Source organism: Citrobacter sp. CRE-46, assembly GCF_059615875.1.
Window position 1 is genome coordinate 2,548,671 of sequence record NZ_CM184341.1, and the last position, 25,593, is coordinate 2,574,263.

Annotated in this window: 21 protein-coding genes; 18 read left to right on the forward strand and 3 right to left on the reverse strand. The window is 51.1% G+C overall.

The features are described 5' to 3' along the window. Positions 1–8 precede the first annotated feature (8 nt). From AC534G_RS12380 to AC534G_RS12430, 11 genes are all read left to right on the forward strand, one after another. The gene (locus AC534G_RS12380) at positions 9–1,718 is read left to right on the forward strand and encodes a sugar phosphorylase (RefSeq protein ID WP_110497954.1); all 1,710 of its coding nucleotides are present in this window, start codon (positions 9–11) and stop codon (positions 1,716–1,718) included. Positions 1,719–1,731: 13 nt separating this feature from the next. Next, the gene (locus tag AC534G_RS12385) at positions 1,732–3,024 is read left to right on the forward strand and encodes an ABC transporter substrate-binding protein (protein ID WP_085048114.1); all 1,293 of its coding nucleotides are present in this window, start codon (positions 1,732–1,734) and stop codon (positions 3,022–3,024) included. A gap of 20 nt (positions 3,025–3,044) precedes the next feature. Further along, positions 3,045–3,926, forward strand: a complete 882-nt coding sequence (locus tag AC534G_RS12390) for a carbohydrate ABC transporter permease (protein ID WP_038643191.1) — start codon at positions 3,045–3,047, stop codon at positions 3,924–3,926. Continuing rightward, positions 3,913–4,755: a carbohydrate ABC transporter permease gene (locus tag AC534G_RS12395; protein ID WP_038640909.1), complete on the forward strand. Its 843-nt coding sequence runs from the start codon at positions 3,913–3,915 to the stop codon at positions 4,753–4,755. Before AC534G_RS12390 ends, AC534G_RS12395 begins: the two co-directional genes overlap by 14 nt. A gap of 27 nt (positions 4,756–4,782) precedes the next feature. Beyond that, positions 4,783–5,835, forward strand: coding sequence for a D-guloside 3-dehydrogenase (gene ycjQ, locus AC534G_RS12400; protein WP_069324992.1), 1,053 nt, complete (start codon positions 4,783–4,785; stop codon positions 5,833–5,835). Positions 5,836–5,851: 16 nt separating this feature from the next. After that, positions 5,852–6,640 (forward strand): 3-dehydro-D-guloside 4-epimerase, encoded by a 789-nt coding sequence (gene ycjR, locus AC534G_RS12405; RefSeq protein ID WP_038640905.1) that lies wholly within the window; start codon positions 5,852–5,854, stop codon positions 6,638–6,640. A gap of 10 nt (positions 6,641–6,650) precedes the next feature. Next, complete coding sequence (gene ycjS / locus AC534G_RS12410; RefSeq protein WP_110497956.1) at positions 6,651–7,706, forward strand: D-glucoside 3-dehydrogenase; 1,056 nt, start codon at positions 6,651–6,653, stop codon at positions 7,704–7,706. Further along, a complete protein-coding gene (locus AC534G_RS12415) occupies positions 7,703–9,979 on the forward strand; it encodes a glycoside hydrolase family 65 protein (RefSeq protein ID WP_110497958.1) in 2,277 nt (758 codons plus the stop codon). The genes ycjS and AC534G_RS12415 overlap by 4 nt, the downstream gene beginning before the upstream one ends. Continuing rightward, positions 9,976–10,644: a beta-phosphoglucomutase gene (gene pgmB, locus AC534G_RS12420; protein WP_038640899.1), complete on the forward strand. Its 669-nt coding sequence runs from the start codon at positions 9,976–9,978 to the stop codon at positions 10,642–10,644. The genes AC534G_RS12415 and pgmB overlap by 4 nt, the downstream gene beginning before the upstream one ends. Before the next feature lie 10 nt (positions 10,645–10,654). Further along, positions 10,655–11,737 (forward strand): ABC transporter ATP-binding protein, encoded by a 1,083-nt coding sequence (locus AC534G_RS12425; RefSeq protein ID WP_038640897.1) that lies wholly within the window; start codon positions 10,655–10,657, stop codon positions 11,735–11,737. A gap of 64 nt (positions 11,738–11,801) precedes the next feature. Further along, positions 11,802–12,707 (forward strand): OmpG family monomeric porin, encoded by a 906-nt coding sequence (locus AC534G_RS12430; protein ID WP_110497960.1) that lies wholly within the window; start codon positions 11,802–11,804, stop codon positions 12,705–12,707. A 31-nt stretch (positions 12,708–12,738) separates the two neighbouring features. Here the strand turns inward: AC534G_RS12430 and AC534G_RS12435 are convergent, their stop codons facing one another. Then, entirely contained in the window at positions 12,739–13,749 is a 1,011-nt protein-coding gene (locus AC534G_RS12435; protein WP_038640893.1) for a LacI family DNA-binding transcriptional regulator, read from the reverse strand. 230 nt (positions 13,750–13,979) lie between these two features. On the opposite strand from AC534G_RS12435, the gene pspE reads away from it, so the two are divergent. From pspE to AC534G_RS12460, 5 genes are all read left to right on the forward strand, one after another. After that, entirely contained in the window at positions 13,980–14,297 is a 318-nt protein-coding gene (gene pspE / locus AC534G_RS12440; RefSeq protein WP_038640891.1) for a thiosulfate sulfurtransferase PspE, read from the forward strand. A gap of 142 nt (positions 14,298–14,439) precedes the next feature. Then, the gene (locus AC534G_RS12445) at positions 14,440–15,837 is read left to right on the forward strand and encodes a YcjX family GTP-binding protein (protein WP_069324996.1); all 1,398 of its coding nucleotides are present in this window, start codon (positions 14,440–14,442) and stop codon (positions 15,835–15,837) included. Next, on the forward strand, positions 15,834–16,895 hold the full coding sequence (locus AC534G_RS12450; protein WP_038640890.1) for a YcjF family protein: 1,062 nt from the start codon (positions 15,834–15,836) through the stop codon (positions 16,893–16,895). The genes AC534G_RS12445 and AC534G_RS12450 overlap by 4 nt, the downstream gene beginning before the upstream one ends. Positions 16,896–17,041: 146 nt before the next feature. Beyond that, complete coding sequence (tyrR, locus tag AC534G_RS12455; RefSeq protein ID WP_038640886.1) at positions 17,042–18,583, forward strand: transcriptional regulator TyrR; 1,542 nt, start codon at positions 17,042–17,044, stop codon at positions 18,581–18,583. Between the two features lie 217 nt (positions 18,584–18,800). Next, positions 18,801–21,293, forward strand: a complete 2,493-nt coding sequence (locus tag AC534G_RS12460; RefSeq protein ID WP_110497962.1) for a glycosyl hydrolase family 18 protein — start codon at positions 18,801–18,803, stop codon at positions 21,291–21,293. Between the two features lie 155 nt (positions 21,294–21,448). Here AC534G_RS12460 and tpx read toward each other — a convergent pair whose 3' ends face one another. Then, positions 21,449–21,955, reverse strand: a complete 507-nt coding sequence (tpx, locus tag AC534G_RS12465; protein ID WP_038640885.1) for a thiol peroxidase — start codon at positions 21,953–21,955, stop codon at positions 21,449–21,451. A 115-nt stretch (positions 21,956–22,070) separates the two neighbouring features. On the opposite strand from tpx, the gene ycjG reads away from it, so the two are divergent. Beyond that, on the forward strand, positions 22,071–23,036 hold the full coding sequence (ycjG, locus tag AC534G_RS12470; RefSeq protein WP_087856141.1) for an L-Ala-D/L-Glu epimerase: 966 nt from the start codon (positions 22,071–22,073) through the stop codon (positions 23,034–23,036). On the opposite strand, the gene mpaA is transcribed toward ycjG, so the two are convergent. Continuing rightward, positions 23,011–23,739, reverse strand: a complete 729-nt coding sequence (mpaA, locus tag AC534G_RS12475; RefSeq protein ID WP_038640876.1) for a murein tripeptide amidase MpaA — start codon at positions 23,737–23,739, stop codon at positions 23,011–23,013. The genes ycjG and mpaA overlap by 26 nt on opposite strands. 184 nt (positions 23,740–23,923) lie before the next feature. Here mpaA and mppA point away from each other — a divergent pair, with 184 nt between their 5' ends. Beyond that, positions 23,924–25,537 carry a murein tripeptide ABC transporter substrate-binding protein MppA gene (gene mppA, locus AC534G_RS12480; RefSeq protein WP_038640874.1) on the forward strand — a complete coding sequence of 538 codons (1,614 nt, stop codon included), beginning with the start codon at positions 23,924–23,926 and terminating at the stop codon, positions 25,535–25,537. Positions 25,538–25,593: the final 56 nt, after the last annotated feature.

Below are 25,593 nucleotides of genomic sequence, written 5' to 3' on the forward strand. Positions count from 1 at the left end.
CTTGCGTCATGGGACCGCTACCACGAGAAATGAAGGTGAACCAAAAAATCCAAAAATGTCTGAGTGAAGTCTATGGCGACACATTTTCTTCACTTCACTATGAAGCGCTGGTTGCGCGTTTAGAAAAATCACAAAAATTAATTAAAAAAAACCGTAAAGCGCATTGGGATGAGGGTGATGTCGTTCTGATCACCTACGCCGATCAATTTTACGCGGAAGATAAAAAACCGCTGCCAACGTTTAATCAGTTTTATAATGAATGGCTTAAGTCGACATTTTCTCATGTGCATCTGTTGCCATTTTATCCGTGGTCATCGGATGATGGTTTTTCAGTAATTAATTACTATCAGGTTGCCGAAGAAACCGGTGACTGGAATGATATTAAGCAATTAGCTGAATCCAGTCGACTGATGTTTGATTTTGTTTGTAACCATATGTCAGCTAAAAGCGAATGGTTTAATAACTATTTGCAACAGCATGACGGTTATGAAGAATTCTTTATTGCGATGGATCCTGATACGGACCTGAGCAACGTCACGCGCCCACGTGCATTACCGTTACTGACCCCGTTTACGTTGAAAGATAATACTGTGCGTCATCTCTGGACGACGTTCAGCGACGACCAGATCGATCTCAACTATGCCAATCCATTGGTATTACTGGCGATGGTCGATGTACTGCTGAGTTACCTGGAGCAGGGCGCTGATTATGTCCGCCTGGATGCGGTTGGTTTTATGTGGAAAGAGCCAGGGACAACCTGTATTCACCTGGAAAAAACGCATCAGCTTATCAAACTGTTCCGCGCTATTGCTGACTGCGCGGCACCTGGTACGGCGATTATTACTGAAACGAACGTTCCGCATAAGGATAACATTTCCTATTACGGTAATGGCCGCGATGAGGCGCACATGGTGTACCAGTTCTCGCTGCCGCCGCTGGTGCTGCATGCGGTGCAACGCCAGGATACAACGACATTGTGTCAGTGGGCGCAATCACTGGAACTGCCATCGACTGAGACCACATGGTTTAATTTCCTCGCATCGCATGACGGAATTGGCCTCAACCCGTTACGGGGCCTGTTACCGGAAGATGAAATCATGCGACTGGTGACGGAATTACAACAGGAAGGCGCCCTGGTTAACTGGAAGAATAATCCTGATGGTAGCCGAAGCCCGTATGAAATTAACGTAACCTATATGGATGCGTTAACGCCGGGTAATAGCAGTGATGCTGAAAGATTTTCCCGCTTTATACTTGCTCATGCCATTTTGTTGAGTTTTCCTGGCGTGCCAGCGATTTATATTCAAAGTATCCTCGGATCGCGCAATGACTATGAAGGTGTGGAGAAACTGGGTTATAACCGGGCGATCAACCGTAAAAAATATCATATAAGACAAATAGAAACGGAACTGGCCGATGAAACTTGTTTGCGTCACGCCATTTACCATGAGTTATCCCGATTAATTGTTCTGCGGCGTAATAACAAAGCATTCCATCCTGATAGTGATTTTAAGATTAACAGTGTTACACCGGCCGTTATGCAAATTAAACGTACGGCAGAGACAGGCGAAGAAATTATTGGTTTATTTAATATCAGCGCTCAGACACAAACCATAAATATTGTTATTGAAAATGGATTTGATTTGATTAGCGAAGAAAGTATTTCGGGTAAGGAATTAACGTTACACGCCTGGCAGGTTATGTGGGTTAAGAAATAAAAAGGAACATTCCATGCTTAAAGCTAAAATTGTGCTGATTTCAGCACTGGTGTCCTGCGCCCTGGTTACCGGGTGTAAGGATGATAAAAAATCCTCTGTCGCGATTGAATTTATGCACTCTTCTGTAGAACAGGAGCGGCAGGCGGTTATTGCCAAACTGATTGAGCGCTTTGAAAAAGAGAACCCCGGTATCAGCGTCAAACAGGTTCCTGTTGAAGAGGATGCTTACAACACCAAAGTGATTACCCTCGCACGTAGCGGTTCACTTCCTGAAGTCATTGAAACCAGCCATGACTACGCGAAAGTCATGGACAAGGAATCGCTTATCGATCGCAAAGCGGTGGCGCAGGTCATCAACGGTGTGGGTGAAGACGCGTTTTATGATGGCGTACTGCGTATTGTGCGTACCGAAGATGGCTCTGCATGGACCGGGGTACCGGTTAGCGCCTGGATTGGCGGGGTCTGGTATCGCAAAGATGCACTGGCAAAAGCAGGGCTGGAAGAGCCGAAAGACTGGCAGCAACTGCTCGAAGTGGCGCAGAAGTTAAACGATCCGGGCAGTAAAAAATATGGTATTGCGCTACCTACGGCCGAAAGCGTATTGACCGAACAGTCCTTCTCTCAGTTCGCGCTCTCTAACCAGGCTAACGTTTTCGATGCGCAGGGAAAGATCACGCTCGACACGCCGGAGATGGCCCAGGCGTTGCAGTATTACCGCCAGCTTGCGATGAATACCATGCCGGGATCTAACGACATCATGGAGGTCAAAGACGCTTTCATGAACGGCACTGCGCCGATGGCTATTTATTCCACCTATATCCTCCCGGCGGTGATTAAGGAGGGGGATCCTAAAAATGTTGGCTTTATGGTTCCGACGGAAAAAACGTCTGCCGTCTACGGCATGTTGACATCGCTGACCATAACCGCAGGTCAAAAAACCGAAGAGACAGAAGCCGCAGAAAAATTTGTCACCTTTATGGAGCAGGCCGACAACATTGCTGACTGGGTGATGATGTCCCCTGGCGCTGCGCTCCCGGTCAATAAAGCAGTGGTGAATACCGCAACGTGGAAAGATAACCCCGTTATTAAAGCACTGGGTGAATTACCCGATCAACTGATTGCCGAACTGCCGAATATTCAGGTGTTTGGCGCAGTCGGCGATAAGAACTTTACCCGCATGGGCGACGTTACGGGTTCCGGTGTCATAAGCACCATGGTGCACAACGTCACGGTAGGAAAAGCCGATCTTTCAACGACGATGAAGGCAAGCCAGACCAAACTGGATGACCTTGTTGAACAGCGCTAATGGGGAAATGGAAAGCCGTGATGAATAAGTTCTTTTCAGGTCGATCGGATATGCCATTTGCCATGCTGCTGCTGGCGCCCAGCTTGCTCTTGCTGGGTGGTTTAGTCGCATGGCCGATGATATCTAACATCGAAATCAGCTTTATGCGTCTGCCGCTTAATCCACAAATTGAGTCAACATTTGTCGGCTTGAGCAACTATATCCGTATCTTAACCGATCCCGGATTCTGGCATTCGCTGTGGATGACGGTCTGGTATACCGCGCTGGTTGTTGCCGGGAGCACGGTGCTGGGGCTGGGAGTGGCGATGTTTTTTAACCGTGAGTTTCGTCTGCGAAAAACGGCGCGCTCGCTGGTGATCCTCTCTTACGTAACGCCATCAATTTCGCTGGTGTTTGCCTGGAAATACATGTTCAACAACGGCTACGGCATTGTGAACTACCTCGGCGTGGATCTGCTGCATCTGTACGATCAGGCGCCGCTGTGGTTCGACAATCCCGGCAGCAGCTTCGCACTGGTTGTACTTTTCGCCATCTGGCGCTACTTCCCGTATGCCTTTATCTCATTTCTGGCGATTTTGCAGACTATTGATAAATCGTTGTATGAGGCGGCGGAAATGGATGGCGCGAACGCCTGGCAACGGTTTCGTATCGTCACGCTGCCAGCGATCATGCCGGTGCTGGCGACCGTAGTCACGCTGCGTACGATCTGGATGTTCTATATGTTCGCCGATGTTTATCTGCTGACCACCAAAGTCGATATTCTCGGGGTCTATCTCTATAAAACGGCGTTTGCATTCAATGACCTGGGTAAAGCGGCTGCTATTTCTGTCGTCCTCTTCGTCATCATTTTCGCTGTTATCCTGCTGACCAGAAAACGGGTGAACCTCAATGGCAACAAATAAGCGCACGCTTGGCCGCATCGGCTTTTACTGTGGATTAATTGTCTTCCTCGGTATCACGTTATTTCCGTTTTTTGTGATGCTGATGACCTCATTTAAAAGCGCAAAAGAGGCGATTTCGCTGCATCCCACGCTGTTACCTCAGCAATGGACGCTGGAACATTACATCGACATTTTCAACCCGATGATCTTCCCGTTTGTTGACTACTTCCGTAATAGCCTGGTGGTATCTGTCTCGTCATCTGTGGTGGCGGTGTTTCTCGGCGTCCTCGGAGCGTATGCGCTTTCCCGCCTGCGTTTTAAGGGACGGATGACCATCAACGCCAGCTTTTACACGGTGTACATGTTCTCGGGGATTTTGCTGGTGGTGCCGTTGTTCAAAATCATTACGGCCCTCGGCATTTATGACACCGAAATGGCGTTGATTATCACCATGGTGACCCAAACGCTGCCGACAGCCGTGTTCATGTTGAAAAGCTATTTCGACACCATTCCGGATGAGATCGAAGAGGCCGCGATGATGGATGGATTAAATCGTCTGCAAATTATCTTTCGCATCACCGTGCCGTTGGCCATGTCTGGTCTGGTTTCGGTCTTTGTGTACTGCTTTATGGTCGCGTGGAATGACTATCTGTTTGCCTCGATTTTCCTCTCCAGCGCCAGCAATTTTACCTTACCGGTCGGTCTGAACGCGCTGTTCAGTACGCCTGACTATATCTGGGGACGCATGATGGCCGCATCGTTGGTTACCGCATTGCCGGTGGTCATTATGTATGCGCTTTCCGAACGTTTTATTAAGAGTGGTTTGACCGCAGGCGGCGTGAAAGGCTAAGCGGCCAGTTTAATTAAGGAGTTGTAAATGAAGAAGTTAGTTGCCACCGAACCGCGTGTTGCAGCGCTGGTGGAATATGAAGACAGAGCGGTATCCGCCAATGAAGTGAAAGTCCGCGTACGTTTTGGCGCACCAAAACATGGCACTGAAGTAGTCGATTTCCGCGCTGCCAGTCCGTTTATTGATGAAGATTTTAACGGCGAATGGCAAATGTTTATGCCGCGTCCGGAAGGGGCGCCGCGCGGAATCGAGTTCGGTAAGTTCCAGCTTGGCAACATGGTTGTGGGCGATGTCATTGAGTGTGGTAGCGACGTGACCGACTACGCGGTCGGCGACTCTGTCTGCGGATATGGCCCACTGGCAGAAACGGTCATCTTTAATGCCGTGAACAACTACAAACTGCGCAAAATGCCGGAAGGCAGTTCGTGGAAAAATGCCGTGTGCTATGACCCGGCACAGTTCGCCATGAGCGGTGTGCGTGATGCCAATGTGCGCGTCGGCGACTTTGTGGTCATCGTCGGGTTAGGGGCAATTGGCCAGATCGCCGTGCAACTGGCTAAGAAAGCGGGAGCGTCAGTGGTGATTGGCGTGGATCCGATTGCCCATCGTTGTGATATCGCGCGTCGCCATGGGGCTGATTTCTGTCTGGACCCGATTGGCACTGACGTGGGCATGGAAATTAAAAAGCTGACCGGCAAACAGGGCGCTGATGTGATCATCGAAACCAGCGGCTATGCGGATGCGCTGCAATCAGCGTTACGCGGTCTGGCCTACGGGGGCACCATCTCCTATGTCGCCTTCGCAAAACCTTTTGCAGAAGGGTTCAACCTGGGCCGTGAAGCGCATTTCAACAACGCCAAAATTGTCTTCTCCCGCGCCTGCAGTGAACCAAATCCAGATTATCCGCGCTGGAATCGCAAGCGCATTGAGGAGACCTGCTGGGAACTGTTGATGAACGGTTATCTGAACTGTGAAGAGCTTATCGACCCGGTAGTTACCTTCGCCAGCAGCCCGGAAAGCTATATGCAGTATGTCGATCGCCATCCGGAACAAAGCATCAAAATGGGCGTGACGTTTTAATTAAGGAATGCAGAAAATGAAAATCGGAACACAGAATCAGGCTTTTTTCCCGGAAAATATTCTCGAGAAATTCCGTTATATCAAAGAGATGGGTTTTGATGGTTTTGAAATTGACGGCAAATTGCTGGTCAACAATCTTGAGGAAGTGAAAGCGGCGATCAAAGAAACAGGTCTGCCCGTGACCACCGCCTGCGGGGGCTATGACGGTTGGATCGGTGATTTTATCGAAGAACGTCGTTTGAATGGTTTACAGCAGATCACCCGCATTCTTGAAGCGCTGGCCGAAGTCGGCGGGCAAGGGATTATTGTCCCTGCCGCCTGGGGCATGTTTACCTTCCGCCTACCGCCGATGACCTCTCCGCGTAGCCTGGAAGGCGATCGCAAAGCCGTCAGTGATTCATTGATTTATCTCGATAAAGTCGCTGAACGTACGGGCACGGTGGTGTATCTCGAGCCGCTCAATCGCTATCAGGATCATATGATCAACACCCTGGCGGATGCTCGCCGCTATATCGTGGAAAACAACCTGAAGCATGTGCAAATCATTGGTGATTTTTACCACATGAATATCGAAGAAGACGATATGGCGCAGGCGCTGCACGATAATCGCGATCTGCTGGGTCACGTGCATATTGCGGATAACCATCGTTATCAGCCGGGGAGCGGTACGCTGGATTTCTCTGCGCTGTTTGACCAACTGCGTGAAGATAATTATCAGGGTTACGTAGTGTATGAAGGACGGGTACGGGCGGAGAACCTGCCGGAAGCATACCGTCAGTCGCTGGCCTGGCTGCGTACCTGCTAAGAGGATTTCCGTGAAAAGTGCACTGACAAGCGCTCCGCTACGTGTCGCCATTATCGGCGCCGGGCAGGTAGCGGATAAAGTTCATGCTTCGTACTACTGCACCCGCAACGATCTGGAACTGGTGGCTGTCTGTGACAGCCGCCTGTCACAGGCGCAGGTGCTGGCAGAGAAATACGGTAATCCGCAGGTTTGGGACGATCCGCAGACGATGTTACGCGAAGCAAAGCCAGATATCGTCAGCATCTGTTCGCCCAATCGTTTTCATTATGAACACACCATGTTGGCGCTGAACGCCGGCTGTCATGTGATGTGCGAAAAGCCCCCGGCTATGACGCCAGACGAGGCGCTGGAGATGTGTCAAACGGCGCGGCGGATGGGAAAAGTACTGGCTTACGATTTTCATCATCGTTTCGCACTGGATACACAATTGCTTCGCGAACAGGTAATGAGCGGCGTTCTGGGTGAAATCTATGTCACTAATGTCCGCGCCTTGCGCCGCTGCGGCGTACCCGGCTGGGGTGTTTTTACCAACAAGGAACTGCAGGGCGGCGGGCCGCTGATTGATATCGGTATCCATATGCTTGATGCCGCGATGTATGTGTTGGGCTTCCCGGCGGTAAAGCGTGTTAACGCGCACAGCTATCAGCGTATTGGCACACGTAAGAGCAGCGGCCAGTTCGGGGCATGGGATCCCGCGACGTACACCGTTGAGGATTCTCTGTTCGGCACGATCGAATTTCATAACGGCGGGATCCTGCGTCTTGAGACCTCTTTCGCGCTGAATATTCCTGAACAATCGATTATGAACGTCAATTTCTGCGGCGATCTTGCCGGGGCGACCTTATTTCCGGCGCAGGTCTATACCGATCGTGACGGGACGCTGGATGTGCTGTTCCAGCGTGAAATAGCCGATGACAATCGTCATTTTCGCAGCATGGAGGCCTTCGTGAATCACGTTCAGGGTGAGCCTGTCGCTATTGCGGACGCAGAGCAGGGCGTCGTTATTCAACAACTGGTTGCCGCACTGTATGAATCGGCTGAAACAGGAACATATGTAGACTTATGACGAAGCCAGTAATGCTAACCGAACCGGCTTTTTGCCCACACAGCCTCAACAAATATGCGTCGCTGATGACGCTTGGCAACGGCTATATGGGGATTCGCGCCAGCCACGAAGAAGCCTACACCTTACAAACTCGCGGCATGTATCTGGCGGGACTGTATCACCGGGCGGGGAAAGGTGAGATTAATGAACTGGTTAATCTGCCTGATGTGGTGGGCGTGGAGATCGCGCTTAATGGTGAGATTTTCTCGCTAACCAGCGGTGTGATTGAGCGCTGGCACCGTGAACTGGATTTTGCCAGCGGAGAATTACGCCGTACCCTGGTCTGGCGAGCGCCCGGCGGCGCACGTTTCGCTATTGAGAGCCGGCGGTTTGTCTCGGCGCAAAAACTGCCGCTGTTTGCTATGGAAGTTGCCGTTACCCCGCTGGATGGTGATGCGAGCATTGGCATCTCAACCGGGATTGATGCCACGATCACCAATCATGGACGTCAGCATCTGGATGAAACGCAGGTCCGGGTATTTGGTCAGCATCTGCTGCAAGGCATTTACACCACCCAGGACAATCGCAACGATATCGCGATCGCGACGTTTTGCGACGTAGACGGTGCGGCGCAGCGCTGCTTCACCGCCAAAGAACGTCGGTTGTTACAACACAATAGCGTGCAGGCGAAAACCGGACAACGCGTTACGCTGACGAAAATTAGCTGGATCGACTGGGCGAGCGAGCGCAGCCTGTCGCTGGAAACCTGGGCACGCCAGTCGCTACGTAATCTGGAAGCGTGCGCCCGGCAGGGATACGATGCGCTGCTGGCGGAGTCGACCGCTAACTGGCATGCCTGGTGGCAAAGCCGTCGCGTTCAGGTCACCAGTAATGATATGAGCGATCAGCGAGCGCTGGATTATGCGCTCTATCATTTGCGTGTAATGACGCCAGATCACGATGAGCGCAGCAGTATTGCTGCGAAAGGTCTGACAGGCGAAGGGTATAAAGGTCACGTTTTCTGGGATACCGAGGTCTTTCTGTTACCGTTCCATCTCTTCACCGAGCCGAAAACAGCAAGAAGTTTATTACGTTACCGCTGGCATAATTTGTCGGGCGCGCGTGAGAAAGCCCGCCGCAACGGTTGGCAGGGGGCGCTGTTTCCCTGGGAGAGCGCGCGCAGCGGTGAGGAGGAGACGCCTGAATTCGCGGCGATCAACATCCGTACCGGCCTGCGGCAGAAAGTGGCCTCCGCACAGGCTGAACATCATCTCGTGGCGGATATAGCCTGGGCGGTGATTAATTACTGGCATGCCACCGGGGATATGAACTTTATGTCCCGTGAAGGTATAACGCTGCTTCTGGAAACAGCGAAGTTCTGGATCAGCAGAGCCGTCATGGTTAATGACCGTTTAGAGATCCACAATGTAATTGGCCCGGATGAATACACAGAGCATGTGAACAACAATGCGTTCACCAACTACATGGCCTGGTACAACGTGGAGCAGGCGCTCGGTTTTGCGCGTCGCCTGGGCTTTAGCGATGAGACCTTTATTCACCGTGCTGAGCATTTTTTACGCCATCTGTGGCGACCGGAAGCGTTGTCCGATGGTGTGTTACCTCAGGACGACACCTTCCTGAGTAAACCGGTTATCGATCTGTCCAGTTACAAAGCGAAAGCGGGCAAGCAGACGATTTTGCTCGATTACTCCCGCGCAGAGGTCAATGAGATGCAAATTCTCAAACAGGCCGATGTGGTGATGCTGACCTATATGCTGCCGGAGCAATTCAACCCGCAAACCTGTCTGGCGAACCTGCGGTTTTACGAGCCGCGCACAATTCATGACTCGTCTTTGAGTAAGGCTATACATGGGATTGTGGCCGCGCGTTGTGGTGATTCAGAGCAGGGGTATCGCTTCTGGCGTGAAGGATCGCTTATCGATCTCGGAGACGATCCACATAGCTGTGATGACGGTATTCACGCAGCGGCGACGGGGGCCATCTGGCTGGGCGCAATTCAGGGATTTGCTGGCGTGAATGTTCGCCACGGGGAGTTACATCTTGCCCCTGCATTGCCTGACCATTGGCAAACTCTCTCTTTCCCACTGTGTTGGCAGGGCGTTGATATGCAGGTCACTATCAATAAAGCAGAGATCCGCATTAGCAGCACTGAGCGTATTACCTTGTGGGTTAATGGCGAAAAGATCGCCGTCCAGGGGGCGTCAGCGATTACCTATGACGGTATTATTACGTCTATTTATGGGACCGCTACCACAAAAAGGGATGATGAATGATCCTCAAACCACAGGCCATCATTTTTGATTTGGATGGCGTGATTACCGATACCGCGCATCTGCATTTCCTCGCGTGGCGGCAGGTAGCCGACGAAATAGGGATTGCGATTGACGAAGCATTTAATGACAGCCTGAAAGGGATTAGTCGTGGCGAGTCACTGCAGCGTATTTTGCACCACGGCGGAAAGGCGGGGGAGTTTACTCCCGAGACTTGCGCACAATTGGCTGAGAGAAAAAATCGTCTGTACGTCCATTCTTTGCGTCAGTTAACGGTTAACTCGGTATTGCCGGGGATTCGCGAGCTGTTAATGACGTTACGGGAAGAGCGGATTCCGGTGGGGCTGGCCTCCGTGTCGCTCAATGCGCCCACTATTTTACAGGCGCTTGATCTTAGCGCTTGTTTTGACTTTTGTGCGGATGCGGCGCTGATTACCCGTTCGAAACCGGATCCGGAGATTTTTCTGGCTGCCTGTGCGGGTCTTGGCGTTGACCCGCAGCAGTGCATTGGCATAGAAGATGCTCAAGCAGGCGTGGATGCGATCAACGCCTGCGGCATGCGCTCTGTTGGCATCGGTACGGGGCTGAACGGGGCAAACTTGCAGCTCCCTTCAACCGAATTTCTGACGTGGCCGTGCTTATCGGCTTTCTGGCAACACGACAAGTAAAGGATTCAACATGGCACAGCTTTCGTTGCAACATATTCAAAAAATTTACGACAACCAGGTGCACGTCGTTAAAGACTTCAATCTGGAAATCGAAGACAAAGAGTTTATTGTTTTTGTTGGGCCTTCCGGTTGCGGGAAGTCTACGACGTTGCGCATGATCGCCGGCCTGGAAGAGATCAGCGGCGGCGATCTGCTGATTGACGGTAAACGGATGAATGATGTGCCGGCGAAATCGCGCAATATTGCGATGGTCTTTCAGAACTATGCGTTGTACCCGCACATGACCGTCTATGACAATATGGCGTTTGGCCTGAAGATGCAGAAAATTGCTCCGGCGGTGATCGAGGAGCGCGTTAACTGGGCGGCGCAAATCCTTGGCCTGCGCGATTATCTGCAGCGTAAACCTGGCGCGTTATCCGGCGGTCAGCGCCAGCGCGTGGCGCTGGGACGTGCGATTGTTCGTGAGGCGGGGGTCTTCCTGATGGATGAGCCTTTATCGAATCTCGATGCCAAACTTCGCGTGCAGATGCGGGCAGAAATTAGCAAACTGCATCAGAAACTGAATACCACCATGATATATGTTACCCATGATCAAACCGAAGCCATGACGATGGCGACGCGTATTGTGATTATGAAGGATGGCATTGTTCAACAGGTTGGCGCACCGAAAACGGTGTATAACCACCCGGCAAATATGTTCGTCGCCGGATTTATTGGCTCGCCGGCCATGAATTTTATTCGTGGCGCGATTGATGGTAATAAATTCGTTACCGAAACGCTGAAGTTAACCATTCCCGAAAATAAATTAGCACAGCTAAAAGCGCAGGGTTATGAGCATCAGGCCGTTACGCTGGGTATTCGTCCTGAAGACATACATCCGCAGCCTAATAATGAAAATAATGTATCAGCAAAAATTAGCGTCGCAGAATTAACAGGCGCTGAGTTTATGCTTTATACCATCGTTGGGGGGCATGAGTTAGTGGTCCGTGCTGGGGCAGTGAATGATTATCACGCAGGAGAAAATATCACTATTCATTTTGATATGGCGAAATGCCATTTCTTTGATGCTGAAACTGAAGTGGCTATTCAATAAAATTCAGGGGGGATAACCCCCAAACCTTGGGGCATTTTTGCGAGTATTTTAACAAGGAATAATAATGAAAACCCTACTGTCCGCTACTGCGCTGATTATGAGCGCAGGAGTGGCCTGCGCGCAGGCCGCTGAAAAAAATGACTGGCATTTTAATATCGGTGCCATGTACGAAATAGAAAACGTTGAAGGTCAGGGCGAAGATATGGATGGACTGGCTGAGCCGTCAGTCTATTTTAATGCGTCCAATGGACCATGGAAAATATCTGTGGCCTATTATCAGGAAGGTCCGGTTGATTACAGCGAGGGGAAACGCGGTACCTGGTTTGATCGCCCGGAACTGGAAGTTCGCTATCAATTCCTCGAAAGCGAGGATGTTAATTTCGGCCTGACCGGTGGTTTCCGTAATTACGGCTATCACTATGTTAATGAACCAGGAAAAGACACTGCCAATATGCAGCGCTGGAAAGTTCAGCCGGACTGGGATATTAAACTTAGCGACGATTTGCGTTTTAGCGGCTGGCTGGCAATGTATCAATTCGTCAATGACTTGAGTACCACAGGTTACTCCGATAGCCGCGTTGAAAGCGAAACCGGTCTGAATTATACCTTCAACAAAACGGTGGGCTTAACGGTCAACTATTATCTCGAACGCGGTTTTAATCTGGCGGATTCGCGTAATAATGGCGAGTTCTCGACCCAGGAAATCCGTGCTTACTTACCGTTGTCTTTCGGCAATACCACCCTGACGCCGTACACCCGTATTGGCCTTGATCGTTGGTCAAACTGGGACTGGCAGGATGATCCGGAACGTGAAGGGCATGATTTCAATCGCCTTGGTTTACTGTATGCTTATGATTTCAAAAATGGTTTATCAATGTCACTGGAATATGCATATGAATGGGAAGATCACGACGAAGGTGAAAGCGACAGATTCCATTATGCGGGGATTGGTGTGAATTACGCATTCTAAAATGTGCAGGGGCATTGTTATGCCCCTGTTTTTACACCAGTGAGTCGGCCAACGATATTTGCGTGCCCACGGTAATATTCTGTAAGCCTTTCTCACCGGCAATCAGGTTAAATAATAAATTACAGCTTTGTTCGCCGAGCTGCTGAGTTGGGACATCAATGCCTCCCGGCACGGGTGTCAGCATAAAAGACAGCAGTTCATTACTGTAGCCTACAACGGCAAGCTGTTGCGGAATGGCGATATTTTTCTCTGCCGCCACGCGATATAAACTCATTAACTTTAAACTGTCGGTGGCAAATACCGCGTCGGGTAACGGTTGTTGACTCAGTAATTTCCGCGAGGCGAGCAGGGCGGTCTCATGAGTATAACCCCCATCAATAATCCACTCATCGCGTATTTGAATATTATGTGCCTGAAGACTGGCTTTATACCCGTTGACGCGATCGATGGAAACATGAACGTCAAGCGGGGCATGTAAACAGGCAATATTACTGTGGCCGCTCTCAATAAGCGCATTTGTCAGTGTGATGCTGTCACGATAGTTATCAGTGTCTACAGAATACACATTGGCATACTCTCCTTCCACTTTACCAATAACCACGACCGGGACGTTATATTTATCCAGTCTTGCAAAAAAAGATTCATCGGCGGGAGAACTCAGCATAATGATGCCTTTGATCAATTTTTGCTTAATTTTGCTCTCACATTTTTGCAAATCATCTTCGGTGCTTCGCGACGTCTGTAATATGACATCAAAACCGACTTCTTCGGCTTTGGCCGTAATAGCATGCAGCACTTCAGAGAAAAAGGGATTACCGGCGGTTGTTTTGGCAGAACGGGTTGATATCACCATTATTGCGTCAAAGCCGGAAGAGGTGAGCGCCCGAGCCAGTTTATTGGGCTGATACTGTAACTCATCAATAGCGCGCAGCACTTTTTCCAGCGCTTCCGGCGAGATGTTGGTTTGCTTATTCAGCACGCGCGATACCGTGGATTTTGATACGCCAGCGGCTCGTGCAATATCATAAATGGTAGGAGACATAGATCCCAAGCTCCGTCCGAGAGTCAATGGCGGACATATTATGGAGTTCAATGCCGAATGACAACAATCACAGAATGCTGACAGAAAAATCAAAAGACACACCGCACAATGTGTTACCTGAAGAACAATGCGATCTGCCGGCGTGTACGATGATAATGCAGTCGCAATATTTTCTTAAGAACTGGCGTATAGTGTTGTAGTGAAATCCAACTCTCGATCAGGAAGATATTATGTTTAAAAAAGGCGTATTAGCGTTGGCACTGGTCATTGGCATGCCGGTTTATGCTGCCGAACACTGGATTGATGTTCGTGTGCCTGAGCAATACCAACAGCAGCATATTCAGGGGGCCGTCAATATTCCGTTAAAAGAGATGAAGGCGCGTATCGCAACAGAAGTGCCTGATAAGACCGACACCGTGAAGTTGTATTGCAACTCCGGGCGTCAGTCGGGGCAGGCGAAGGATATGCTCGTTGAAATGGGCTACACGCAGGTGACGAATGAAGGTGGAATCAACCAGATCGCGCTGCCAAAAGTAGAGAATAACTAAACCATCCGTATATCTTCTGTAACAGGCGGCGCGAATAGTGCCGTCTGACACCGCTCAGGTAGTTGATAAATAAGAATTGACCCCTATCTTTACTTCCTGTTTGTTATAATTTCTTCGGTTCCTTCAGCATAACGGGATGGCGATGAAGCGACTTAAAAATGAACTCAATTCGCTGGTTAATCGCGGCGTAGATCGGCATTTGCGCCTGGCTGTCACCGGGCTTAGCCGTAGCGGTAAGACGGCGTTCATCACCGCGATGGTAAACCAGTTACTCAATATTCATGCCGGTGCGCGACTGCCGTTGCTCAGCTGCGTGCGCGAAGAACGTCTGCTCGGCGTTAAACGGGTTCCTCAACGTGATTTTGGCATTCCGCGTTTTACCTATGATGAGGGACTGGCTCAGCTGTATGGCTCTCCGCCAGCCTGGCCGACACCGACGCGCGGGGTGAGCGAAATTCGCCTGGCGCTGCGCTACAAGTCCAATGACTCTTTGCTGCGCCACTTCAAAGACACCTCCACGCTATACCTGGAAATCGTCGATTATCCGGGCGAGTGGCTGCTCGATCTACCGATGCTGGCGCAGGATTACCTGAGCTGGTCGCGGCAGATGACCGGATTATTGCAAGGTCAGCGGGGCGAATGGTCGGCCAGATGGCGACAGCTATGCCAGGGGCTGGATCCGCTGGCCCCTGCTGATGAAAACCGTCTGGCGGAAATTGCCGCCGCGTGGACGGAGTATTTGCATCAGTGCAAACAGCAGGGACTGCATTTTATTCAACCAGGTCGCTTTGTCCTGCCGGGAGATATGGCGGGTGCGCCCGCGCTGCAATTCTTCCCGTGGCCGGATGTGGAAGAATACGGCGAATCTAAGCTGGCGCAGGCGGACAAACACACCAACGCAGGCATGTTGCGCGAGCGGTTTAATTACTATTGCGAAAAGGTTGTGAAGGGCTTTTATAAGAATCACTTCCTGCGTTTTGATCGCCAGATTGTACTGGTGGATTGTCTGCAACCGCTCAACAGCGGGCCACAGGCGTTCAATGATATGCGTCTGGCGCTGACCCAATTGATGCAAAGCTTCCATTACGGGCAGCGTACGCTGTTTCGTCGGCTGTTCTCTCCGGTGATCGACAAACTGTTATTTGCCGCCACCAAAGCTGACCATGTCACGGTCGATCAGCACGCCAATATGGTGTCGTTGCTCCAGCAACTGATTCAGGATGCCTGGCAAAACGCCGCGTTCGAAGGTATTAGCATGGATTGTCTGGGCCTGGCATCGGTACAGGCAACCACCAGCGGCCTGATTGATGTGAAAGGCGAAAAGATCCCGGCGCTGCGTGGCAATCGCCTGAGCGATGGCGAACCGCTGACCGTCTATCCTGGTGAAGTGCCCGCACGACTGCCAGGACAGGCATTCTGGGACAGCCAGGGATTTCAGTTTGAAGCATTTCGCCCGCAGGTGATGGATGTTGATAAACCCTTACCGCATATCCGTCTTGATGCCGCGCTGGAGTTTTTAATAGGAGATAAATTGCGATGAGCGAGCCGTTAAAACCGCGTATCGATTTCTCAGGTCCGCTGGACGTGGAACAAAACACGGCGTTTAAAGCGCAGCAAATGTTCAATGAAACGGAAGCGCAGACCTTTGCTCCGGCGACACTGGATGAGCCTCTGGAAGACGAAGGTCAGGCAGAAGCGGTGATTGATGCTGCCTTGCGTCCTAAACGCAGTTTGTGGCGCAAAATGGTGATGGGCGGGCTGGCGCTGTTTGGTGTGAGCGTTGTCGCACAGGGCGTGCAGTGGACCATGAACGCCTGGCAGACCCAGGACTGGATCGCGCTGGGAGGGTGCGCCGCGGGCGCGCTGATCGTCGGCGCGGGCGTGGGGTCGGTGGCGACCGAGTGGCGCAGGTTGTGGCGTTTGCGCCAGCGAGCGCATGAGCGTGATGAAGCGCGAGACCTGCTTCATAGCCACGGAACAGGAAAAGGTCGCGCATTTTGTGAAAAGCTGGCGCAGCAGGCGGGTATTGATCAGTCCCATCCGGCGTTACAGCGCTGGTATGCCTCTATCCACGAAACGCAAAACGATCGTGAAATCGTCAGCCTGTATGCCCATCTTGTGCAACCGGTGCTGGACGCGCAGGCGCGACGTGAGATCAGTCGTTCTGCGGCGGAGTCCACGCTGATGATTGCCGTCAGCCCACTGGCGCTGGTGGATATGGCATTTATCGCCTGGCGCAATCTGCGGCTGATTAATCGTATTGCCTCGCTGTATGGCATTGAACTCGGGTATTACAGTCGTCTGCGTCTGTTCCGGCTGGTGCTGCTGAATATCGCCTTTGCCGGCGCCAGCGAATTGGTCCGCGAGGTTGGTATGGACTGGATGTCGCAAGATCTGGCCGCGCGCTTATCCACACGTGCTGCGCAGGGGATTGGTGCCGGGCTGTTAACGGCGCGTCTGGGTATTAAAGCGATGGAACTCTGCCGTCCGCTCCCGTGGATCGATGACGATAAACCACGACTTGGGGATTTTCGCCGCCAGTTGATTGGTCAGGTCAAAGAGACCTTACAAAAGAACAAATCTCCGCGTGAAAGTTAACTGGAACAGGGCGTCGATGGTATAACTTTACGCCGCGGCGCCCAATTTTCCAGCGTGCTGTCAATATTTGTTGACAGAGTTCTTCCTGCAAACCAAATACTGTCTTATCATTTAACACATAATCCCTTGTCCAGGTGAAGGTTCCTATGCGTTTGGAAGTCTTTTGTGAAGACCGACTTGGTCTGACCCGCGAATTGCTCGATTTACTGGTGCTTAGAAGCATTGATTTACGCGGTATCGAGATTGACCCCATCGGGCGAATTTACCTTAATTTTGCGGAGCTGGAGTTCACCAACTTCAGTAGTCTGATGGCTGAAATCCGCCGTATTTCAGGAGTTACGGATGTACGTACCGTCCCCTGGATGCCTTCCGAACGGGAACATCTGGCGCTGAGTGCGCTGCTCGAGGCATTGCCAGAACCCGTTCTTTCTCTGGATATGAAAAGCAAAATTGAGATGGCGAACCCTGCGAGCTGTCAGCTTTTTGCTCACTCTCAGGAGCGGATGCGTAATCATACTGCCGCCCAGTTAATCAATGGTTTTAACTTCCAGCGCTGGCTCGAAAGCAATCCGCAGGATTCACATAGCGAGCATGTCGTGATTAACGGACAGAATTTCCTGATGGAAATTACGCCAGTTCACTTGCAGGGTGAAAATCAGGAGCAAATGCTGACGGGAGCCGTCGTCATGCTGCGTTCCACCATCCGGATGGGGCGTCAGTTGCAAAATATGACCACGCAGGATCTGAGCGCGTTTAGCCAGATTATTGCCGTCAGCGCCAAAATGAAGCATGTCGTAGAACAGGCCCGTAAGCTGGCGACGCTGAGCGCACCGCTGCTGATCACCGGTAATACCGGTACGGGTAAGGATCTCTTTGCCCATGCCTGTCATCTGGCGAGCCCGCGTGCGGCGAAGCCGTATCTGGCGCTGAACTGTGCGTCGATCCCTGAAGACGCGGTCGAAAGCGAGTTGTTCGGTCACGCAGGGGAAGGTAAAAAAGGGTTCTTCGAGCAGGCTAACGGCGGTTCAGTGCTGCTGGATGAGATTGGCGAAATGTCGCCGAGCATGCAGACCAAATTGTTGCGTTTCCTCAATGACGGGACCTTCCGCCGGGTTGGCGAAGATCATGAAGTCCATGTCGATGTACGTGTGATTTGCGCCACGCAAAAGAACCTGGTGGAGCTGGTGCAGAAAGGTTTGTTCCGCGAAGATCTGTATTATCGTCTGAACGTGCTGACCCTCAACCTGCCGCCGCTGCGCGATTGTCCGCAAGATATCATGCCGCTCACCGAACTGTTTGTGGCGCGTTTTGCCGACGAACAGGGCGTACCGCGTCCGAAACTGTCCGCCGATCTCAGTACGGTATTAACCCGCTACGGTTGGCCAGGTAACGTGCGCCAGCTTAAAAATGCCATCTATCGGGCGTTGACCCAGTTAGAGGGATATGAGTTGCGGCCACAGGATATATTATTGCCAGATTACGATGCGGCAACGGTTGCGGTCGGAGAAGAGGTGATGGAAGGCTCGCTGGATGAAATTACCAGCCGCTTTGAACGTTCTGTACTGACGCAACTGTATATGAATTACCCCAGCACGCGTAAACTGGCCAAACGGCTTGGTGTTTCACATACTGCGATCGCTAACAAGTTACGCGAGTATGGTTTGAATCAAAAGAAAAGTGAAGAATAAAGTATTATTGCCAATCCTGATTATGGGGTTGGCTTTTTTTATTTGTTCATATTATTAATTTATTTCAATGTATTTATATTGAATATTAATACTCATGTGACCAGTATCCCTCATTCTTAATTAATTATTCCTGTAGTTGCTATTCATTTCACTCATTCCGCATTCCTCTTACAATTAACCGCATTTTGAATAATGCGATTATTAATAAGGGATGATTATGAAACTTAATATATTTACCAAAACAATAATTGGAATGGGCGCATTATGCGCCGCAGCACCCGTATTGGCTCTTGAAGCCTGGAGTGGACAAGAAGGAACCGGCCCTTACGAAGTTATTTATGACAGCGGCGTCTATACCAATGCCTGGTGGGTTGGCGCATCGGATTGTCCGGGAAATGCCTCAGGTGATGAAGCTAATAATCCCTGGCGTTTTGAACGTGATGCAACCGCTGCAGAAATCGCAGAATACGGTAACCCGACAACCTGCGACACTGGCGGCGGAACGGTAACCTATCCGGATTACAGTAGCGCAAATGCCTACAATGCCAATGATATTGTTACCTACAACGGTGCGACCTGGCAGACTTCTACCGCACAGAGCGCATACGGTTTCACCCCGGGCGCAGCCAATCCATGGGAAGTGTATGCGGAAGTCGCGCAGTGGTCGGCAACCACGACGTACAATAAAGGCGATAAAGTTCAGAAAGATGGCCAGGAATATGAGGCGCTCTTTTATACCATTGGCGATGATCCTTCCCTGGAGGCAAACCAGAACCCGTCTGGCACCAATGGTCGCCCGTGGAAACCGCTGGGTGCTGTCGTAACTTATACGACGGATCAACTCAATAATGCGCCTGAATTTAATTCTTCAACGCTGTATGAAAGCGGGACACTCATTCGATATAACGGCGAAAACTATGTTTCCCAGGCTAAAGTCCAGAAAGTCACGCCAGCCGATACCAATCCGTGGAAAATTTATATTGACTGGTCCGGCACTAAAGCAATGGTCGGGACACCTTCATCTGCGTGGCCTGCTCATGTCTACGCGCCGTATGTCGACTATACCTTGAACTCGCTGCCAGACCTTGCCAGTCTTGCCAAAAACCAGAATGTGACCCACTTCACCATGGCCTTTGTGGTGGCGAAAGATGCTGATACCTGTCTGCCAACCTGGGGCACGGCCTACAACATTAATGACTACACGCAGTACAGTAAAATTAAAGCGCTGCGTGAAGCCGGCGGAGATGTCATGGTCTCCATAGGGGGGGCCAATAACTCACCGTTGGCGGCAGCCTGTACCGACGTATCACAACTGCAGCAGCACTATTATGACATCGTTGAAAACCTCAACCTGAACGTGCTGGACTTCGATATCGAAGGGACCTGGGTTGCCGACCATGACTCCATTAACCGCCGTAACGAAGCTGTTAAGGCCGCGCAGGATCAGTGGAAAGCGGAAGGTCGTAGCGTGGGGATCTGGTACACATTGCCTATTCTGCCGACTGGTCTGACCGATGACGGTCTGTATGTACTGAACGATGCGAAGGCCAAAGGGGTTAATCTGGCGGGCGTAAACGTGATGGCGATGGACTACGGCAGCAGTATCTGTCAGTCCGAGGGTACGGAAGGGCAGAATATTCATGGCAAATGTGCAACCTCAGCTATCGAAAACCTGTTCAGCCAGTTAAAACAGATATTCACCGATAAGAGCGATGAAGAGATCAACGCCATGATGGGCGTTACGCCGATGAACGGCTACAACGACGTGCAGGGTGAAGTGTTCTATCTGTCGGATGCGAACCTGGTGATGGACGATGCCAAAGATCGCGATATGGGCATGATTGGCATGTGGTCGATGATGCGAGACCAGCCGGGTGTACCGGGGCAGGTCTCACCAGAACACAGTGGGTTAACGGAATCTCAGGCACCACAATACGCCTTCAGCGAAGTGTTTGCACCGTTTACCCATAGCGATGAGACACCGGCAGAGACGGAAATCAAAGACGTCAATGTTGACAAAACGACATCAGATCCTCAACTGCAGTGGACACAAAATACGGCCAGTATCAAAAGTGGGGAATATACTGTCACCTTACAACATGATGGTTGGAATCGTGACGCCGTTGGTGAGCCGTACTATTTTGGTCAATACGGTAACGAGAAGATCGCCAGAGCGTACGTCACCGATTTAGGAAACGGCTATTCTAATGTTAAGTTACAAATATTGTCAGGGGAAGTCACGGAAGGCCATGTTGTACAGGTCAAGGATGCGAAAGGTAACGTTGTGTTAACTTATCAGTACACCCTTGAAGATGTAACTACGGGCAGCCCTTCGCAAATTGCCTCGTCAGAGACGTCGGTTAAAAATGGTTCGTTGACTTATACGATTAATGCAAGTACGTCAATGATGATTGCATATGAGTACGTTAACTTTTATTACGATTCAACTGACGCGAAAGGAAAAACGACCACCACTCTTTGTGGCTCCTGGTTCCAGGGTAAGATCAAGAATTTCGGCAAAGGTTGTTCCACGGTGATGAATCCGCACCAGGGTTACTGGTCGCCTTCTGAGACTATCTCTGTGAATAAACTGAAAGCGGGAGATAAAGTTTATGCGGCTACCGCCGACGGCAGTAGTGAAAGTGCAAAAATCTTTACCGTACTGGATTCGATTACCTTAACGGATGAAATGTTGAAAGCGTCCAGGTAAGTTAAAAAAGTCCTCACCTTCAAAGCCGTAACAGCAATGTTACGGCTTACTTGTTGTCTATGGAAAACCCCCAGCCTGGCTGGAGGGGCTGTGCACAATAAAAAACCCCGCCGCAGCGAGGTTGAGAATGTGTTGTATAGAAGGCTAAGTACTTATTACGCTTTCAGCACGTCCAGAGCGGCAGTGTAATCCGGCTCGTTGGTAATTTCATTGACCAGTTGGCTGAAAATAACGTTGTCATTCTCGTCAATAACCACCACGGCGCGCGCGGCCAGCCCTTTTAATGGGCCTTCAGCGATTTCAACACCATAGTTTTTCAGGAATTCTGCATTGCGCAGGGTGGACAGCGTGATAACGTTGCTCAGACCTTCCGCACCGCAAAAACGAGAATGGGCAAAGGGCAGGTCGGCCGAAACGCACAGTACGACGGTATTGTCGATTTCTGTCGCCAGTTGGTTAAACTTACGTACCGATGCCGCGCAAACGCCGGTATCGATGCTTGGGAAAATATTCAGCACTTTGCGCTTGCCGGCGAACTGGCCCAGCGTAACGTCAGACAGATCTTTAGCCACAAGGGTAAAAGCCTGAGCTTTGCTTCCTGCCTGAGGAATGGAGCCAGCGACTGCAACCGGGTTGCCCTGGAAATGAACGGTTTGTGACATGGTTATCTTCCTGTTTACATATAGTTAACGTCGAGGCTAGTTTATGCCATCAGCAGTTAACACGGCAAACGCTATTTGCGGATATCCGCTTCAGGGACTGCACTAAGGAAAACGAATGAGAACAGTAAAGGTATATGAGGAAGCCTGGCCGCTGCACACTCCCTTTGTTATTGCCCGTGGGAGCAGAACCGAAGCGCATGTGGTGGTGGTTGAAGTGGAAGAAAATGGCGTCACTGGCGTCGGAGAATGTACGCCTTATCCGCGCTACGGCGAAAGCGATGCCTCAGTGCTGGCGCAAATTATGAGCATTGCGCCACAACTGGAAAATGGACTGACGCGTGAAGAACTGCAAAAGCTGCTGCCAGCGGGAGCGGCGCGTAACGCGGTGGACTGTGCGTTGTGGGATCTGAATGCGCGACAACAGCAGTTGTCTCTGGCGGAGCTAGTGGGTTGCGAACTGGCGGAGGTGGTGACGACAGCGCAAACGGTGGTGATTGGAACGCCCGAACAGATGGCGGCGAGCGCGGCGGCACTGTGGGAGAATGGAGCGAGACTGCTGAAAGTCAAACTGGATGCCCGTTTAATCAGCGAACGGATGGTTGCCATTCGTGCGGCTGTTCCTGAGGCCACGATTATTGTCGACGCGAACGAATCCTGGCGGGCAGAGGGCCTGGCCGCGCGCTGTCAGCTTCTGGCTGATTTAGGGGTGGCGATGCTGGAACAACCGCTCCCGGCGCAGGATGATGCCGCGCTGGAGAATTTTGTGCATCCGCTACCGATCTGCGCAGATGAAAGTTGCCACACCCGCAGCAGCCTGAAAGCGCTGCACGGGCGCTATGAAATGGTCAATATCAAACTGGATAAAACAGGGGGCCTGACCGAAGCGCTGGCGCTGGCCGTCGATGCGCGCGAGCAGGGATTTGCGCTGATGCTGGGCTGCATGCTGTGTACATCCCGGGCGATTAGCGCGGCGTTACCCCTCACGCCGCAGGTCAGTTTTGCCGATCTCGATGGACCTACCTGGCTTGCCAGCGACGCGGAGCCATCCCTGCATTTTACGACCGGACAGCTTCATCTCTAGGGTGCCAACGCAGGAGATTGGACATGGCCAGCAGGTATTTCTCGCTCGCTTCATCGGATGAAATGGGCGGAAATTCGGCGGTGATACAGTGCAAGTTCAGGTCGGCGCACCAGCTACCAAAAGAGCCAGGCGTTTCGTAACCTACGCTGGTGACAAGCGGCAATTCAAATGACTGCGCCAGCCATGCGCCTAACTCGCTGCGTCTGGGATCTTCAATACAGGCCAGCGGATCGTGAAAAGAAACCACCCAGGCGGGATGAATCCGGTGAATAAGCTGACACAGCGCCTGGGTTTCTGGTTCTGACCCCGGATGCTCGCCGGTCAGCAAAACCACGTCGCGTTCTTCTGCGCTGCTGTTCCAGCGATATACCGTTTCACCCGCTTTCCAGTTTGCGGCAGGAAAGTTACGGTTAAGATCTACGCCGTTCGCATTTGCGCGCAGCCCAAGCTGGCAACCGTCGGGGTTCACCGCCAGCACCACATGGTGACGACGCAGGGAAGGGTTAAGCGTACGCAATGCGCAGGAAAGGGTGACGACAGATGAGTTTTCGTCACCGTGCGTACCTGCCAGTATCAGGCCGCTTTCATGATCGGCTGCCAGCGCAGGAAACCAGATTAGCGGTGCGCCTAACGATGAACGTCCGTAATGTTCGGTTCCTGGCGGAAATGCGCCGCGCTCGGCACGGGGACGGGTAGCGGTCATAGTCATCTCTGAATGCTCGAATAGTTACTCGCAGTGTTGTGCAAAATGTATGGATAATCAAATCGTTTTCACACACTTATCTTTTCAGGTGTAATATCACTTTCTTGTCGGAAGTTAATTGCATTTCCTGCTGGCGATACAAATAATTACACATTCACTTAGTAGCCGGAATTGAGGGTATTTTATGCAGCATTCTGTTTCAGTAACCTGTTGTGCGCTGTTGGTTAGCAGCATTTCCTTATCATGGGCTGCTGATGTTCCCAGCGGAACGGTACTGGCAGAGAAACAAGAACTGGTGCGGCATATAAAAGATGAACCGGCGTCGCTTGATCCGGCAAAGGCCGTCGGACTTCCTGAAATTCAGGTTATTCGTGATTTATTTGAAGGGCTGGTCAATCAGAATGAGAAGGGAGAAATTGTTCCTGGCGTCGCCACCCAGTGGAAAAGTAACGATAACCGCATCTGGACGTTCACGCTACGCGACAATGCGCAATGGTCCGATGGTACACCGGTCACGGCCCAGGATTTTGTCTACAGCTGGCAGCGTCTGGTTGATCCCAAAACACTATCACCGTTTGCGTGGTTTGCTGCGCTGGCGGGTATTAGCAATGCTCAGGCAATCATCGATGGCAAAGCAGCGCCTGATAAGCTTGGCGTTAGCGCGGTTGATGCGCGTACATTAAAAGTTCAACTGGATAAACCGCTCCCCTGGTTTGCCAATCTGACGGCAAGTTTTGCATTTTATCCGGTACAAAAAGCCAACGTTGAGAGCGGCAAAGAGTGGACCAAGCCGGGTAATCTGATTGGTAACGGCGCCTATGTGCTCAAAGATCGCGTCGTAAATGAAAAACTGGTCGTTGTACCGAATACGCATTACTGGGACAACGGCAAAACGGTTCTGCAAAAAGTCACCTTCCTGCCCATTAATCAGGAATCGGCAGCCACCAAGCGCTACCTTGCGGGTGATATTGATATCACGGAATCCTTCCCGAAAAACATGTATCAGAAACTGTTGAAGGATATTCCGGGCCAGGTTTATACCCCGCCTCAGCTTGGCACTTACTATTATGCCTTCAATACCCAGAAGGGACCGACTGCCGATTCCCGCGTGCGCCTGGCGCTGAGTATGACGATCGATCGTCGTTTGATGGCGGAGAAAGTATTAGGTACCGGCGAGAAGCCCGCCTGGCATTTCACGCCGGATGTTACGGCAGGATTTGTACCTGAACCTTCGCCGTTTGAGCAAATGAGTCAGGAAGAGTTGAATGCTCAGGCGAAAACCCTGCTGCGTGCAGCAGGCTATGGTCCGCAGAAACCGCTTAAACTGACGCTGCTGTACAACACCTCTGAAAACCACCAAAAGATTGCTATCGCAGTGGCTTCTATGTGGAAGAAAAACCTCGGTGTCGACGTAAAACTGCAGAATCAGGAGTGGAAAACCTATATCGACAGCCGTAATACCGGCAATTTTGATGTGATCCGCGCTTCCTGGGTGGGTGACTACAATGAGCCTTCTACGTTCCTGTCGCTATTAACATCGACCCATACGGGCAATATCTCCCGCTTTAATAATCCGGCATACGATAAAGTATTAACTCAGGCTACGTTGGAAAATACCGAGAAGGCGCGGAATGCGGATTATAATACGGCAGAGAAAATTCTGATGGAACAGGCACCTATTGCGCCAATTTATCAGTATACCAACGGGCGGTTAATTAAACCGTGGCTGAAAGGGTACCCGATTACTAACCCTGAAGATGTCGCATACAGCCGCACAATGTATATTGTGAAGCACTGATTGAGATGTACCAGGTTACCGGCATGGACAGAGTGGTCCACTGCCGGTCAGCCTCG

What these genes read in the sequence shown, in the direction of transcription:
- AC534G_RS12380 (WP_110497954.1), top strand. Translation starts at nt 9, where the DNA reads ATGGGACCGCTACCACGAGAAATGAAGGTGAACCAAAAAATCCAAAAA.
- AC534G_RS12385 (WP_085048114.1), top strand. Translation starts at nt 1,732, where the DNA reads ATGCTTAAAGCTAAAATTGTGCTGATTTCAGCACTGGTGTCCTGCGCC.
- AC534G_RS12390 (WP_038643191.1), top strand. Translation starts at nt 3,045, where the DNA reads ATGAATAAGTTCTTTTCAGGTCGATCGGATATGCCATTTGCCATGCTG.
- AC534G_RS12395 (WP_038640909.1), top strand. Translation starts at nt 3,913, where the DNA reads ATGGCAACAAATAAGCGCACGCTTGGCCGCATCGGCTTTTACTGTGGA.
- ycjQ (WP_069324992.1), top strand. Translation starts at nt 4,783, where the DNA reads ATGAAGAAGTTAGTTGCCACCGAACCGCGTGTTGCAGCGCTGGTGGAA.
- ycjR (WP_038640905.1), top strand. Translation starts at nt 5,852, where the DNA reads ATGAAAATCGGAACACAGAATCAGGCTTTTTTCCCGGAAAATATTCTC.
- AC534G_RS12415 (WP_110497958.1), top strand. Translation starts at nt 7,703, where the DNA reads ATGACGAAGCCAGTAATGCTAACCGAACCGGCTTTTTGCCCACACAGC.
- pgmB (WP_038640899.1), top strand. Translation starts at nt 9,976, where the DNA reads ATGATCCTCAAACCACAGGCCATCATTTTTGATTTGGATGGCGTGATT.
- AC534G_RS12425 (WP_038640897.1), top strand. Translation starts at nt 10,655, where the DNA reads ATGGCACAGCTTTCGTTGCAACATATTCAAAAAATTTACGACAACCAG.
- AC534G_RS12430 (WP_110497960.1), top strand. Translation starts at nt 11,802, where the DNA reads ATGAAAACCCTACTGTCCGCTACTGCGCTGATTATGAGCGCAGGAGTG.
- AC534G_RS12435 (WP_038640893.1), bottom strand. Translation starts at nt 13,749, where the DNA reads ATGTCTCCTACCATTTATGATATTGCACGAGCCGCTGGCGTATCAAAA.
- pspE (WP_038640891.1), top strand. Translation starts at nt 13,980, where the DNA reads ATGTTTAAAAAAGGCGTATTAGCGTTGGCACTGGTCATTGGCATGCCG.
- AC534G_RS12445 (WP_069324996.1), top strand. Translation starts at nt 14,440, where the DNA reads ATGAAGCGACTTAAAAATGAACTCAATTCGCTGGTTAATCGCGGCGTA.
- AC534G_RS12450 (WP_038640890.1), top strand. Translation starts at nt 15,834, where the DNA reads ATGAGCGAGCCGTTAAAACCGCGTATCGATTTCTCAGGTCCGCTGGAC.
- tyrR (WP_038640886.1), top strand. Translation starts at nt 17,042, where the DNA reads ATGCGTTTGGAAGTCTTTTGTGAAGACCGACTTGGTCTGACCCGCGAA.
- AC534G_RS12460 (WP_110497962.1), top strand. Translation starts at nt 18,801, where the DNA reads ATGAAACTTAATATATTTACCAAAACAATAATTGGAATGGGCGCATTA.
- tpx (WP_038640885.1), bottom strand. Translation starts at nt 21,955, where the DNA reads ATGTCACAAACCGTTCATTTCCAGGGCAACCCGGTTGCAGTCGCTGGC.
- ycjG (WP_087856141.1), top strand. Translation starts at nt 22,071, where the DNA reads ATGAGAACAGTAAAGGTATATGAGGAAGCCTGGCCGCTGCACACTCCC.
- mpaA (WP_038640876.1), bottom strand. Translation starts at nt 23,739, where the DNA reads ATGACCGCTACCCGTCCCCGTGCCGAGCGCGGCGCATTTCCGCCAGGA.
- mppA (WP_038640874.1), top strand. Translation starts at nt 23,924, where the DNA reads ATGCAGCATTCTGTTTCAGTAACCTGTTGTGCGCTGTTGGTTAGCAGC.